Origin of the sequence: Pseudomonas borbori (assembly GCF_900115555.1) — a bacterium.
In the GTDB taxonomy this organism is placed as follows: Bacteria; Pseudomonadota; Gammaproteobacteria; order Pseudomonadales; family Pseudomonadaceae; genus Aquipseudomonas; species Aquipseudomonas borbori.
Genome location: NZ_FOWX01000017.1, coordinates 37883 through 52103, shown reverse-complemented (window position 1 = coordinate 52103; position 14221 = coordinate 37883). Strand labels below are relative to the sequence as shown.

At 64.2% G+C, this 14221-nt stretch carries 10 protein-coding genes; 8 read left to right on the top strand and 2 right to left on the bottom strand.

What is annotated here, in order from left to right; all coding sequences use genetic code 11:
* The first annotated feature begins 45 nt into the window (after positions 1-45).
* The 4 genes from BM315_RS13950 to BM315_RS13935 all read left to right on the top strand — a co-directional run bounded on the left by BM315_RS13950 (position 46) and on the right by BM315_RS13935 (position 6051).
* On the top strand, positions 46-1542 hold the full coding sequence (locus BM315_RS13950; protein ID WP_090501960.1) for a pyridoxal-phosphate dependent enzyme: 1497 nt from the start codon (positions 46-48) through the stop codon (positions 1540-1542).
* Positions 1543-1694: 152 nt separating this feature from the next.
* Complete coding sequence (gene ald / locus BM315_RS13945) at positions 1695-2819, top strand: alanine dehydrogenase (protein WP_090501957.1); 1125 nt, start codon at positions 1695-1697, stop codon at positions 2817-2819.
* 642 nt (positions 2820-3461) lie between these two features.
* Positions 3462-4349 (top strand): Hsp33 family molecular chaperone HslO, encoded by an 888-nt coding sequence (gene hslO / locus BM315_RS13940; RefSeq protein WP_090502063.1) that lies wholly within the window; start codon positions 3462-3464, stop codon positions 4347-4349.
* 160 nt (positions 4350-4509) lie between these two features.
* A complete protein-coding gene (locus BM315_RS13935) occupies positions 4510-6051 on the top strand; it encodes a phosphoenolpyruvate carboxykinase (RefSeq protein ID WP_090501955.1) in 1542 nt (513 codons plus the stop codon).
* Between the two features lie 46 nt (positions 6052-6097).
* Here BM315_RS13935 and BM315_RS13930 read toward each other — a convergent pair whose 3' ends face one another.
* On the bottom strand, positions 6098-7987 hold the full coding sequence (locus tag BM315_RS13930) for a putative bifunctional diguanylate cyclase/phosphodiesterase (protein WP_090501953.1): 1890 nt from the start codon (positions 7985-7987) through the stop codon (positions 6098-6100).
* 462 nt (positions 7988-8449) lie between these two features.
* On the opposite strand from BM315_RS13930, the gene BM315_RS13925 reads away from it, so the two are divergent.
* On the top strand, positions 8450-10387 hold the full coding sequence (locus tag BM315_RS13925; protein WP_090501951.1) for a RecQ family ATP-dependent DNA helicase: 1938 nt from the start codon (positions 8450-8452) through the stop codon (positions 10385-10387).
* A gap of 1181 nt (positions 10388-11568) precedes the next feature.
* Positions 11569-11913 (top strand): cupin domain-containing protein, encoded by a 345-nt coding sequence (locus tag BM315_RS13920; protein WP_090501949.1) that lies wholly within the window; start codon positions 11569-11571, stop codon positions 11911-11913.
* A 64-nt stretch (positions 11914-11977) separates the two neighbouring features.
* Here BM315_RS13920 and BM315_RS13915 read toward each other — a convergent pair whose 3' ends face one another.
* Complete coding sequence (locus tag BM315_RS13915) at positions 11978-12460, bottom strand: hypothetical protein (protein WP_090501947.1); 483 nt, start codon at positions 12458-12460, stop codon at positions 11978-11980.
* A gap of 320 nt (positions 12461-12780) precedes the next feature.
* Here BM315_RS13915 and BM315_RS13910 point away from each other — a divergent pair, with 320 nt between their 5' ends.
* Positions 12781-13206 (top strand): HPF/RaiA family ribosome-associated protein, encoded by a 426-nt coding sequence (locus tag BM315_RS13910; protein ID WP_090501946.1) that lies wholly within the window; start codon positions 12781-12783, stop codon positions 13204-13206.
* A 742-nt stretch (positions 13207-13948) separates the two neighbouring features.
* Positions 13949-14212 carry a hypothetical protein gene (locus tag BM315_RS13905; RefSeq protein WP_090501944.1) on the top strand — a complete coding sequence of 88 codons (264 nt, stop codon included), beginning with the start codon at positions 13949-13951 and terminating at the stop codon, positions 14210-14212.
* Positions 14213-14221 lie beyond the last annotated feature (9 nt).

Below are 14221 nucleotides of genomic sequence, written 5' to 3'. Positions count from 1 at the left end.
TGCGGGCCTACCCAGTGCGGTCGAGGCTGCTGACGGAGGCTTCGAATGAACACCCGCTGCGAGACTATTCTGGCCACCATCGGCCACACCCCAGTGATCCGCATCAACCGCCTGGGCCCGCCCGGCATCGAGCTGTACGTCAAGGCGGAAGCCTTCAACCCCATGGGTTCGGTGAAGGACCGCATGGCCCTCAGCGTGATCGAGGCGGCCGAAGCCAGCGGCGCCCTGCAACCGGGGCAGACGGTGATCGAAGCCACCAGCGGCAACACCGGCATCGGCCTGGCCATGGTCTGCGCGGTCAAGGGCTATCCGCTGGTGCTGACCATGGCCGAGAATTTCAGCATCGAGCGGCGCAAGATCCTGCGTTTTCTCGGTGCCCGGGTGGTGCTCACCCCGGCGGCGCTCAAGGGCAGCGGCATGGTTGGCAAGGCCGAGGAACTGGCCGCGACCCATGGTTGGTTCCTGGTGCGCCAGTTCGAGAACGAGGCCAATGCCGACGCCCATAGCCGCGGCACCGCCCTGGAGATTCTCGAGGCCTTCGCCGATGCACCGCTGGACTACTTCGTCACCGGCTACGGCACCGGCGGCACGCTCAAGGGCACCGCCCGGGTGCTGCGCGAGCGCAGCCCGGCGACCCGCATCCTGGTCTGCGAGCCGGACAATTCGCCGCTGCTGGGCAGCGGCATCGCCCAGCAGCGCGATGCCGAGGGCCGTCCGCGGGACAGCCATCCGGCGTTCCGCCCGCACCTGATGCAGGGCTGGACCCCGGATTTCATTCCCAAGCTGACCGAGGATGCCCGCAGCCTCGGCCTGATCGACCGGATAGTGCCGATCAACGGCAATCAGGCCCTGCACTACGCCCGCGAACTGGCGCGCCAGGAAGGCATCTTCTGCGGTCCCTCGAGCGGCGCCACCTTCGCCGGCGCCATGGCCGTGGCCGCCGAGGCCGCCCCCGGCAGCCGCATCCTGTGCATGCTGCCGGATACCGGCGAGCGTTACCTGTCCACGCCGCTGTTCGAGGACATCGCCGTCGACATGAGCGAGGAGGAGCAGCAACTGGCCGCCTCGACGCCCAACTACCGCTTCGACGTCAGCCCCGCCGCGCCCGCTGCCGCGCCGCCAGAGCCGCTCGGCACGGAAGTCGATGCCGAGGCCGCGGCGCTGCTGGCGCAGATCCTCGCTGACCGCGAGCAGCCGCTGGTGATGTTCGCCCTGGAGTGGTGCGAGTTCTGCTGGTCGGCGCGCAAACTGTTCAACGCCCTCGGCGTGCCCTACCGCTCGGTCGACCTGGACTCGGTCGAGTACCAGCGGGACGACCTCGGCGGCCGCCTGCGCCTGGCGCTGCGGCGCAGGAGCGGGATGCTCACCATCCCGCAGATATTCGTCGGCGGCGAACTGCTCGGCGGCTGCAGCGAACTGTTTGGCGCCTATGCCGATGGCCGGCTGGCCACGTTGCTGCGTGCTCACGGCGTCGAGCTGGCCGAGACGCCGGCGCTCGATCCGGCCAGCCTGGCGCCGGCCTGGTTGCATCCGCGCGCCTGACAAGCTGTCGTGTTCTGCGCCGAAGCTCGGAGAATATGCTGTGATGCCTGGGTGAATCAGGGCTTTCCCCTGAAGCGTGACGGATATACGGGGAGGCCGGCTCCAGCGCTCTTCTAAACTTCAAGGTACCCGGCTGGATGAAGGAGAGGATCATGCGTATCGGTGTCCCCAAAGAGCTCAAGAACCATGAGTACCGCGTCGGCCTGACGCCGCAATCGGTTGCCGAACTGACCACCCTTGGCCATGAGGTCTGGGTCGAGAGCCAGGCGGGGGTCGCCATCGGTTTCAGCGACGCCGACTATCAGGCGGCCGGCGCGCAGATCGCCGGGGACGCGGCGCAGGTGTTCGACCAGGCGCAGCTGATCGTCAAGGTCAAGGAACCGCTGAGCACCGAACGCGCGCGGCTGCGTCCCGAACACACCCTGTTCACCTACCTGCACCTGGCGCCGGACCGGCCGCAGACCGACGAGCTGATGGCCAGCGGCGCTACCTGCATCGCCTACGAAACCGTTACCGACAGCCACGGCCGCCTGCCGCTGCTGGCGCCGATGTCCGAGGTGGCCGGGCGCATGTCGATCCAGGCCGGGGCCAACTGTCTGGAAAAAGCCAGGGGCGGGCGCGGTGTGTTGCTCGGTGGCGTACCGGGCGTGGCGCCGGGCAAGGTGGTGATCCTCGGCGGCGGCGTGGTCGGCAGCCATGCCCTGGCCATGGCGGTGGGGCTGGGCGCCGACGTCACGGTGCTGGACAAGAGCGTCGATGCCCTGCGCCGTCTGGACAACCAGTACGCCAGCCGCATCACCACCCTCTATTCGACCCGCGCGACCCTGCGCGAGCAGATCCTCGCGGCCGACCTGGTGATCGGCGGGGTACTGATACCCGGCGCCGCCGCGCCCAAGCTGATCAGCGCCGAGATGGTCAGGCAGATGCAGCCCGGCTCGGTGCTGGTGGACGTGGCGATCGACCAGGGTGGCTGTGCGGAAACCTCGAAAGCCACCACCCACGATAATCCGACCTATGTGGTCGACGAGGTGGTGCACTACTGCGTGGCCAACATGCCCGGTGCGGTGGCGCGCACCTCGACCCTGGCGCTGAACAACGCGACCCTGCCGTTCGTCATCGCCCTCGCCGAGAAGGGCACGCGCCGTGCCCTGGAAGAAGACCCGCACCTGTGCAACGGTCTCAACGTGGCCAAGGGCGTGATCACCTGCGCCAGCGTGGCCGAAGCCCATGGCTTGCCCTATCAGGCGGCGACCAGCGTGCTGGAGCGGCTGTTGTAGCGCGAGTGGCCGCACAGGTTGGTCCGGCATGCTGGCTCTGTCCTGGTTAGATGCCGCATGAAGGAACGATTCAGGCGGTAGCCAGGCCTGGTAGGGGCTCTGCTCGGGTAGGGGGTGCCGTGCGCACCGCTGGCAGATGGAGGTTGGCGGTTGGTTGGTGCGCACGGCGCACCCTACTCGATGGCATTGGGCCGGATAACTTTAGGCCGCATAGCGGGGCAGCCTTCACTTCGTGGCGTTTCTCAACGCCCCGAAATTAGGCTGAGTCGCCCCAGTAGCGGCAGGCGTGCCAGTTGGCGGGTCAGCGGTGCGCTCGATCCCATAGCTGGTGGCCCACCGGCAGGCAGCCGCACGGCGACGATGCGGCTGGTCACCAGCGGGCGCAGGCGCCATTGGCAGTTCAAGCAATGAGTCGGCATGGATTAGGACTTCCCCGTAATGAAAATGGCGCAATCCGCTGTGGCGCGCACCTTGGGAAGTCTGCCGGCCATTGCAACGCCGTCAGGGCAGTTTGCCAGCCACGTGTGAACGAACGCATGGCTCGATAGCCTTGGCTGTCGGGGCCATATAGATGGGAGGCGCTTGGTCGGCGTGGCGTTTGCGCCTAAAATCGCCGGCCTGATCCTATTTTGCGAAGTGCGCATGTCCGATTTCACTCAACGCTTTCTGTTCGACGACACCGACATTCGCGGCGAGTTGGTCGTCCTGGGCGAGAGCTACCAGCACGTGCTGGCCAAACATGACTATCCGCAGCCGGTCGCGCAATTGCTCGGCGAGCTGATGGCCGCTGCGTCCCTGCTGGTTGGTACCCTGAAGTTCGACGGTCTGCTGATTTTGCAGGCGCGTTCCTCGGGTGCGCTGCCGCTGTTGATGGTCGAATGTTCCAGCGCCGGGGAGCTGCGCGGGATCGCCCGCTACCACGCCGAGCAGATCGGCGCCGATGCCGGCCTGGCCGAGCTGATGCCCGATGGCGTGCTGGCGATGACCGTCGACCCCACCCAGGGTCAGCGCTATCAGGGCATAGTCGACCTGAACGGCGCCACCCTGAGCGATTGCCTGACCAACTATTTCGCCACGTCCGAGCAACTGGCCACGCGCTTCTGGCTGTGTGCCGACGGTCAGCGCGCGCGCGGCCTGCTGCTTCAGCAGTTGCCCGCCGATCGTCTGAAAGATGCGCAAGAGCGTGAGGCCAGCTGGCAGCATGCGGCGACCCTGGCCGCCACCTTGAGCCACGAAGAGCTGCTGGGCCTGGACAACCAAACCCTGCTGCACCGCCTCTATCATGAAGAGCCGCTGCGCCTGTTCGAGCCGCGCCCGCTGCAGTTTCGCTGCAGCTGCTCGCGTGAACGTTCGGCCAATGCGCTGGTCAGTCTGGGTCAGGCCGATGCCGAACTGCTGCTCAGCGAGCATGCCGGCCAGGTGGTGATCGACTGCCAGTTCTGCAACCAGCGCTATGCGTTCGATGCTGCCGACATCGCCCAGCTGTTCGCTGGCGGCGGCAGCGCAGAGCCTGCGGATACCCTTCACTGACGGCGATAGGGTGCGTCTATCGACCCGCTTAGCGGATCGGGTGCTGCCAAGGGGCGTGCTTTCTGGCATACTCGCGCCACTTTTTTCTCGCTGTAGTAGTGTTTCTGCTTTTACTACAAAACGTTTGGAAGACTCGGCCCTTTGGCCGATGGGGACCCACATGACGCAAGCTAACAACGCCGTGTACACCGACATCAGCGCTGCTCAACTGGTCGAAGAAGCCATCCGCCGCGGTGAGGGCGAGCTGGCTGCCAGCGGCGCCCTGGTCGTGCGCACCGGTCACCGCACTGGTCGTTCGCCGGCTGATCGCTTCATCGTGCAAGAGCCGAGCACCGAGGCGCAAATCGCCTGGGGGCCGATCAACCGTCCATTCCCCGCCGACAAGTTCGATGCCCTGTGGGATCGCGTCGAGGCTTTCAGCCAGGACCAGGACCGCTTCGTTTCCCATGTCCATGTGGGCTCCGCCGAAGAGCACTACCTGGCGGTCAAGATGACCACCGCCACGGCCTGGCAGAACCTGTTCGGCCGTCAGCTGTTCATCAACCCGCCAGCCTACAACCCGCTCGGCAAGGACGAGTGGCAGGTGCTCAACGTAGCCAACTTCGAGTGTTCCCCTGAGCGCGACGGCACCAACTCCGACGGCTGCGTGATCATCAACTTCGCCGCCAAGAAGGTTCTGCTGGCCGGCATGCGCTACGCCGGCGAGATGAAGAAAGCCATGTTCTCGGTGCAGAACTTCCTGCTTCCGGAAAAAGACGTGCTGCCGATGCACTGCGCCGCCAACATCGGCGAAGAGGGCGACGTGACCCTGTTCTTCGGCCTGTCCGGCACCGGCAAGACCACCCTGTCGGCCGACGAGTCGCGCTACCTGATCGGCGATGACGAGCATGGCTGGGGCGAAGGCGTGGTGTTCAATATCGAGGGCGGTTGCTACGCCAAGTGCATCGACCTGTCCGAGAAGAACGAGCCGGTGATCTGGAAAGCCATCCAGTTCGGCACCGTGCTGGAAAACGTCGTCCTCGACGAACAGCGCGTGCCGGATTACAGCGACGACAGCCTGACCCAGAACAGCCGCGCCGCCTATCCGCTGGAGTTCGTCGAGAAGCGTAGCGAGAAGAACCTCGGCGGCGAGCCGAACGCGGTGATCTTCCTCACCTGCGACCTGACCGGCGTACTGCCGCCGGTGTCGATCCTCAACGAAGAGCAGGCGGCCTACCACTTCCTCTCCGGCTATACCGCGCTGGTCGGTTCCACCGAGATGGGCAGCGGCAGCGGCATCAAGTCGACCTTCTCCACCTGCTTCGGCGCGCCCTTCTTCCCGCGTCCGGCTGGCGAGTACGCCGAACTGCTGATCAAGCGCATCCGCGGCTTCGGCTCCAAGGTCTACCTGGTCAACACCGGCTGGACCGGCGGCGGCTACGGCGTCGGCAAGCGCTTCAACATCCCGACTACTAGAGGCGTGATCGCCGCTATCCAGAGCGGTGCGTTGATCGGCGCCGAGACCGAGCAACTGCCGATCATCAACCTCAGCGTGCCGACTTCGGTACCGGGCGTCGAAACCAGCCTGCTCAACCCGCGCAACACCTGGGCAGACCAGAACGCCTACGACGAAGCCGCCAAGGGCCTGGCCAAGCTGTTCATCGACAACTTCCAGAAGTTCGATGTGTCCGACGCCATCAAGCAGGCCGGTCCGCAGCTTTAAGCCGCGGTCTAGGGCTGCTTGCACAAGCCGCCTTCGGGCGGCTTTTTCATGGGCGAGCCGGCAAGGGCGCCTGGGGCGGGGCTACACCGGCGTACGGCTGACCGCAGGCGCCGCCCTGCGTTGCGGCAACGGCCGACAACGCCTGCCAGTGCTGCGCGAACGACTCAGCCGCCATGGGCCGGCCGAGCAGGTAACCCTGGCACTGGTCGCAGCCTTCGGCCAGCAACCAGCCTTGCTGCTCCGGCGTTTCCACCCCTTCGGCCAGCACCGTCAGTTGCATGGATCTGGCCATGGCGATAATGGTATGGACTAACTGGCAGTCGCTGCTATTGGCGGGCACTCCGGCCATGAAGCTTTTATCGATCTTCAGCTTGTCCAGGGCGAAGCGGCGCAGATAAGCCAGCGATGAGTAGCCGGTGCCGAAATCGTCCACCGCTATCCGCACGCCCAGGGCCTTGAGGGCGTTCAGGGTATTTTCCGCTTGATCGGTGTGGCGCATCAGTGCGCCTTCGGTGATTTCCAGCTCCAGGCAATGAGCCGGCAGGCCGCTGCCGGCCAAGGCCCGCGCGACCAGCTGGACGATGTCTTGCTGCATGAACTGGATCGGCGACAGGTTGACGGCAATGGTCTCCAGCAGCAGGCCTTCTTCGCGCCAGGCGCTGGCCTGGCGGCACGCCTCGTTCAGCACCCAGCTGCCGATCGGCACAATCTGCCCGCTGTCTTCGGCCAGCGGGATAAAGGTATCCGGCCCCACCTGACCATGCTGCGGGCTGTGCCAGCGCAGCAGCGCCTCGGCGCCCAGGCAATGGCCGTCCGCCAGGCGCATTAGCGGCTGAAAGTGCAGGCTCAATTCTTGGTTATGCAGAGCCCCGCGCAGGGAGCGCTCCAGCTCGAACCGGGTCCGCGCATGCTCGGTCAGGCGGGGGATGTAATGGGCACAGGTGTTACGGCCGTTGGCCTTGGCACTGTACATGGCCGCATCCGCGTTGCGGATCAGTTCCGCCGCATCGCCGCCATCGCCGGGGTACAGGGCAATGCCGATGCTCGCGCCCACATACAGCTCATGACCCTCTTCCAGTTGCAATGGCTGTTCGAGCAACTGCAGCAGGCTGCGTGCCACCAGGCTGGCCGTGTTCGGTGCCGGCAGCTGCTCGAGAATCAGCAGGAACTCGTCGCCGCCCAACCGCGCCAGGGTATCTTCCTGGCGGCAGCGCGTCTGCAGGCGCTGGGCAACCGCGCGCAGCACGGTGTCGCCAAAGCCATGGCCATAGCTATCGTTGAGCGTCTTGAAGCGATCCAGGTCGATAAACAGCACCGCGAGGTGGCCGCCACGGCGCGTCACCTTGTCCAGTGCGTGCGCCAGTCTGTCGTACGCCAGCGCCCGGTTGGGCAAGCCGGTCAGCGAGTCGAAATGGGCCATTTGCTGCAACTGGCGTTGATAGCTCTCGACAAAGCGGATCAGCATCTGCGAGCCGCACAGCAAACCCAGCATCAGCAGGAATACCGCCAGCGCATACACCGGCGCACGTTCGACGAATACTTGCTGAAAGCTCATGCCGCTGACCAGTACCGCCAGCACCCCGGCGCCTTCCTGCTGGCGCACCCAGGCGCCGAGTGGGGTCTGGGCATCCAGCAGGGTCAGGCCGGACAGGTTGACCCACTCCGGCTCGGCCCCGGCGGCCTTGATCAGCCGTTGCCGGACAGGAGAGGTGGCGGCGTCAGCGAGGCGCATGGGTTGCAGCGGGCCATCGGGCAATGCGGCCTCGCCCCCCTGCCACCACAGCAACAGACTCCGTGCCTGATCCTGCCGGCTCTGGTTGACACTGCGCTGCTCCAGCGCCATGGCCACTACGACCACCAGCAGGATACTGAAGAAGGCTACACCGTTGACCGCCCAGAACTTGTAGCGCAAGGGCATTCGCCGTAATGCTTCCATGCCTGGGCTCCGTAGTCAGAAAAGCGATGATTTTATAGTTGAGGGATGCTTCACATCATGCGCTGAATCAATGCTGACGGGGTTGTGATGTATTGATGAACATTACCTATCGAGCTTGGCGGCAAACCGCGGCAACGCTTTCGAAGCGGGCGGATTTATCCTGAGGCTGTTCAGCCTATGACTCAGGCAAACGTTCATTTCGGTTGCTGGACCATGGTCGTATACAGCCAGCGGATCAAGGCGTAACAGTCCATGCACGGTACTCCCGAGCGTGTTTTCGGTTTTCAGCAACTGCATTTCCGCACGTCGCGCCGATCCCCTGTGGGAGCGGACTTGTCCGCGAACGGCGCCGTAGCCGGATACAATCCGGGCTACGAGGTCGCATCGATTTTTCGGCTGGCCTGACCCACCTTCGCCGCGTTATGGTCACAGGCCATCCAGCGGTCAACGGAGTGACAGCGTATGTACACCACCCTCGAACGTGTTTTCGGTTTCCAGCAGCTGCGACCCGGTCAGGAAGCGGCGATCGGCGCCGTGCTGGCGGGGCGCTCGGCGGCGGCGATCTTTCCCACCGGGTCGGGCAAGTCGCTGTGCTACCAGTTTCCGGCCCTGCACCTGCCGCACCTGACCCTGGTGGTCTCGCCGTTGCTGGCGCTGATGCAGGATCAGCTGGCCTTTCTCTCCCGCCACGGCATCAGCGCCGCCAGCATCGACTCGGCGCAGAGCCGCGAAGAGGCCAGCGCGGTGATGGCCAGGGCCAGGTCCGGCGAGTTGAAGATCCTGATGATCTCGGTCGAGCGCCTGAAGAATGAACGCTTCCGCAACTTCATCGGCCAGGTGCCGATCTCCCTGCTGGTGATCGACGAAGCCCACTGCATCTCCGAGTGGGGCCACAACTTCCGTCCCGACTACCTCAAGTTGCCCGACTACCAGCGCCAGTTCGGCATTCCCCAAGTGCTGCTGCTCACCGCCACCGCGACGCCGCCGGTGATCGCCGACATGCAGGCCAAGTTCGCCATCGCGCCGGCGGATGTGATCACCACCGGCTTCTACCGGGCCAACCTCAACCTGCTGGTCGAGCCGGTCGGCGGCGCCGACAAACAGCGCCGGCTGGTCGAATGGCTGGGGGCCAAGGCCGGGCAGCCGAGCATCGTCTACGTCACCCAGCAGAAGACCGCCGAGCAGGTCGCCGAGCGCCTGAGCCAGCGCGGCATCGCCGCCAGCGCCTACCACGCCGGCATGGCCCACGAGGCGCGCGAGGCTCTTCAGCGCCGCTTCATGGCCGGGCAGATCAACTGCATCGTCGCCACCATCGCCTTCGGCATGGGCATCGACAAGAGCGATATCCGCAACGTGGTGCACTTCGACCTGCCCAAGTCGATCGAGAACTACAGCCAGGAGATCGGCCGGGCCGGGCGCGACGGCCAGCCTTCCGACTGCCTGGTGCTGGCCAACCGCGACAGCCTCAACGTACTGGAAAACTTCGTCTATGGCGACACGCCCGAGCAGGGCGGCATCCGCTGGGTGCTCGACGAGCTGCTGGCGCACGGCCGGGACGGTGAGTGGGAACTGCTGCTGGGTGCCCTGTCCGAGCAGAGCAACATCCGCCAACTGCCGCTGAAGACCCTGCTGGTTCAACTGGAGCTGCGCGGCATCATCGCCCCGCGCTATGCCTACTTCGCCGAATACCGCTTCAAGCATCTGCTCGAGCCCGAGGCCCTGCTGGCCAAGTTCGACGGCGAACGACGGCAGTTCGTCGAGGCCATCCTCGACAGCTCGCAACGCGCCCGCACCTGGTGCACCCTGGATTTCGACAGGCTCTACCAGCAGCACCAGGCCGAACGCGGGCGGGTGGTCAAGGCGCTGGACTACTTCCAGGACAAGGGCTGGATCGAGCTGGAAAGCAAGCAGATGACCGAGGTCTACGCGCTGCTCGATGCCGGCTTCGACCCCGAGTCACTGAGCGCCGAGCTGCACGGTTACTTCAAGCAGCAGGAACGCAGCGAAATCACCCGCATCCACGCCATGCTCGAGCTGTTCGCCAGCGAGCACTGCCTGAGTCAGCGCCTGGCCGCCTACTTCGGCGACCGCCAGGCGCCCGAGCGCTGCGGCCACTGCTCGGTGTGCCACGGCCGAGTCGCCCAGCTGCCAGAGCCGCCGTCCTTGCCCGCATTGGCCGGACATGACCTGCAACGCCTGTGCGGCAGCTTTATCCAGCGCCACGCCGAGCTGAAAGGCAGCACCCCGAGCGCCGAATGCCTGACCCGCTTCCTCTGCGGCATCAGCGTGCCGCTGTTCACCAGGCTCAAGGCGCGCAGCATTGCCGGCTTCGCCGCGCTGGACAGCTACCCCTATGCCGAAGTACGCGCCTGGGCCGAGTGGCAACTGACCGCGCACTGACGCCGCGACGAAGCTCGCCGCGCGCAAATGCCGCCCGATGCGGCGAAAGCAATTGGTGCGCACGGCGCACCCTACGTGAGTATGGCGCTGGGGCCGTGATCTCGATGCCGCGCCGCAGACCTCGAGAAGTCAATCCGATGTAGGCCTGCGCTTCGGTAGGCTGCGCCGTGTGCACCGCCGGCAACACGCGATTGCTGCGCAGGGCACAGCCTACTGGGCTATGGCGTCGCGTCAGGTGGAGAGGTTGGGCGGCATCACCGCGCACGACACATTTCATCCCGATGCTTGATCGGGATGAAATGTGTAGGAAAGGGGAAGATCCGAACCGAGGCGGCGCTGGTGAGGGTCAGCCGCCGTCTCGGATTTTTCTGGTGCACGCCCCGTGCAGGGCGCTGGATCGGTGTCGCTGACCGCCTGGACGAGTGCCAGGATGCTGCGTTGGGTCGTCATGCTCTGCAGTTGAACGGATCTTCGTTAGCGCTAGGGCTATCTATCCTGACCCATGGTCGGGTTATGCCGTTCTCCTGTTTTGCCTTGTACGATTTGCCCATGCGCAAGCTACGGCGTTACGCGCTAAGCGCGGAGTTGTAGCGCTTTATGATGTGGTTGACCTGCACCCACGGTCGGACTTATCGACTCCATGGTTACACGTGCATTCTGTGCGTTGGCACTATGGCCGGCGTGCAGAATCACGTGGGTGCTGATTGGGGGACAAGTGATACTGCGTGTCGTCATTCGCTTAAGCCCTCCTTGTTGCCGTCCTGAGTCTTAAGGTAGCCCGATTCATGGCGAGATGTTTAGTACGAGTGGCGATAAAACCTGAGGCTTAAGGAATTAACACTCATAAACCCCGGCAACAGCCCCGTATTCCCTGGCCTGGGCCGGTTGCTTGTCGAGAATCCCGGGTGTAGCCGCTGTTGGGTTGGCTTTAGACGCAAGCAAGGCCGTGTGGTGCTGAAAGAGCTTTCGCCTTGCCGCGAATGCCTGGCGGCGGTCTCGCCACGGCGCTCGATATTGCCCAAAACTCAGGAGCCTGCGTCATCCGGGATGGCGCGCCGATCCATCGCACTCAAACAACAGCGCGTTTCCAGACATTTTGGGGTCGACTACAGACATTCGTGCAGGCGCCGGAGGCTCTAGGTTAGGCGGGTGTTATTTCAGCCGAACAATTTGGAGCAGACATGCCTAACCCGATTACCGTTCTCCGCGATACCACCCCCATGCCGATGCTCGACGCCTGCAAGTGGGAGAAGCTCGCCGGCGACCCGCACACCGTCAACCTCAATGCCTACACCTCGGAAGACGGCAGCAAGATCATGGGCACCTGGATCTGCACTCCCGGCAAATGGCGGGTCGCCTACGAGAAGTGGGAGTACTGCCACTTCCAGGAAGGCTACTGCATCATCACCCCGGACGGTCAGGCGCCGATTCACCTCAAGGCCGGCGACATCTTCATCGTCGAGTCGGGTATGCGCGGCACCTGGGAAGTGGTCGAGACGGTGCGCAAGTATTTCGTCTTTGCCTGACCGGCAATTGCGCAGAGCAATGCTGTAACGCCAGCCGCCTCTGCAGGTTGGCGTTGAGCGCATCCTACGGGGCTCCGGGTGCGCTCGCTTCCTCATCCGCCAGCCGTTGCAGGTAGACGGCGAAGTCCGGGTCTTCCCCGCGCAGCAGTTGCGGCAGCCGCTCGCGGAAATCCTCGCGCCGGCTCCACTCGCGCATGTAATCCTCCCATGAGTGCCAGCGGCGCTGTTTCCTCTCATCCATGTCGGTTTCGTAGACCAGCAGATAGGCACGCTCGAACAGCGAGATGAGCATGTCAAAGATCAGCCACATGCGTTCGCGCTGTTCGTCGGTCAAGTCCGGGGTGGCGAGTTGGCTGCGCAGCTTCAGGTCCGGGTTGGCCAGCACCACCTCGAGGAAGTCGATATAGGCATCGGATATCTGCTGCCAGGTGGCTTCCTGTTCATTCGCGCGCTCCTTGCGTTGCTCGACCAGAAACACGCCAATGGCGAAGGGCAAGGCCACCACGGTGACGATGTAGGACAGCAGCTCCCAGGTTGCAAGTGTCATATCCACGCCTTGGCTAATGGTCGGTAGGGCAAGCAAAGCTCATTTTGCCGCAGGCGTGGCACTATTGCTCCGGCATCATTTACCCCGTCGTGCAGGCGATAGGGGTTGCCTTCCGCGCCGGCCATTGTCATAACTGTCATGTGGCCATGTGCGGGAGCGTATTCAGCATCCCCGTGCAGGCTCAGCGCAAGACAGGGCTGCGCATACGCAGCTGGGGCGTCGCAGATTGTGGCCTTTGTCAGCACTGCAAGGACAAAGTCCGGAACCTCGGCGGTAAGCCTGCCCTCGAAGGTACAGACCCGTCAGAAGCGAGGAATACCATGCAAATTCATGTGCGAAGCAACCATATCGAAGGCAGTGTCCGGCTTCAGGAGTGGGTAAGCGCAACGGTGACGGAGCGGCTGGACCGTTTCGAAGATTTTCTCACCCGGGTTGAGGTCTATCTCAGCGACGAAAATGGCAACAAAACCGGTGGCGCCGACAAGCGTTGCCAGATCGAAGCACGGCCCAAAGGCCACCAATCCATTTCAGTCACCCACAAGGCCTCATCGCTCGATCTGGCCGTGGACGGCGCCACCGAAAAAATGCGCCATGCCCTCGAGCACATGGTCGGCAAGCTCGAGGTCAGGCCCGTATCCACCGGGCATATCGACGACCCACGCCTGAGCGAAGAGCCTGAACAAGTCACCGAGGCCCTGCTCCAGGAAGAATTCCTGGCCAACGAAGAAGCCCTGAGCCGGGGTTAAGGCGCTCACATTCGTTGATTCCTGAATGATTGCCATAAGGGGTTGCCATGCATGCGTGGCAACCCCTTTAAGGTTGCGCCGGCCGGCCCGCAATCCGCCAAACCAGCCGGCACGCCCTTGCAAACACGACGCCCCGCCGTCTGTTGCGCAAAGCCTGCGTGATTCGCCGCCGGGTGGGGCGGGTGCCTAACCCATCCTCCATGTGGAGACAGCCGGACACGATTGACCCCGTTGCAAACGGTACGTGCCAGATATTGTTCGGTCGATAGCACCTGCTTTTCCCAGGCCCGGCATTGCTCGCGAAAATGCACCTTGGCCGCCTTGCGGCATTCGCGGTAGTCGGTCGAGCCGGGTCGGCTCGAGGTGCTGGGGAGTGCGGTAGGGGCGGGCAGGTAACTGTGCGGGAGGCCAAACCCGCGAGGATGCCGAAGCGGCAGGCTCCGTCGTTTGACGGATACCCCGCGTAATCTGCTGCCATCTCTGGGATCGCTCCCGGATTGTACGGGCGGGATCATCGCGCTCTTGCAGGGGCGGGCCCTGCGGCGATGCAGCCGCACAGGCAGGGTCTGGTGTAAGCCAGACGCCATGGCCGGTTGTGGGCTATCGGCTACGGCGCCAGGGCAAATAGTGCTTTTATGGAAGGCATTAGGCCACTATTATGCACGGCGTATTTCACGGATGAGCGCGGCAGCCCTATGGCTGGCGCCTGAATCATCATCTGCTGGTGTGAAAGGACTCTGCCATGAAAGAGCAACGCTACCTCCCTGCGCTACGCGCGTACATCGATCAACTGCTGCGCGAAGGCTGGGTCATTGCCCAGCGCAACCCGCTCAAGTTGCAGCTCGGCGGCAGAACCTGTCTGGTCACGCACGGCATGCTGATCAGTGAGGGCCCGCTCTGGAACCATGCCGGGACCGAGCCACCATCCTCCGCCCGCAACCCGCAGCAACACTCGCGGCAAAGCAGCGCGTCGTCCGTGCCGGAGCCGGCTGCGGTTGCTGGTTGACAGCCATCG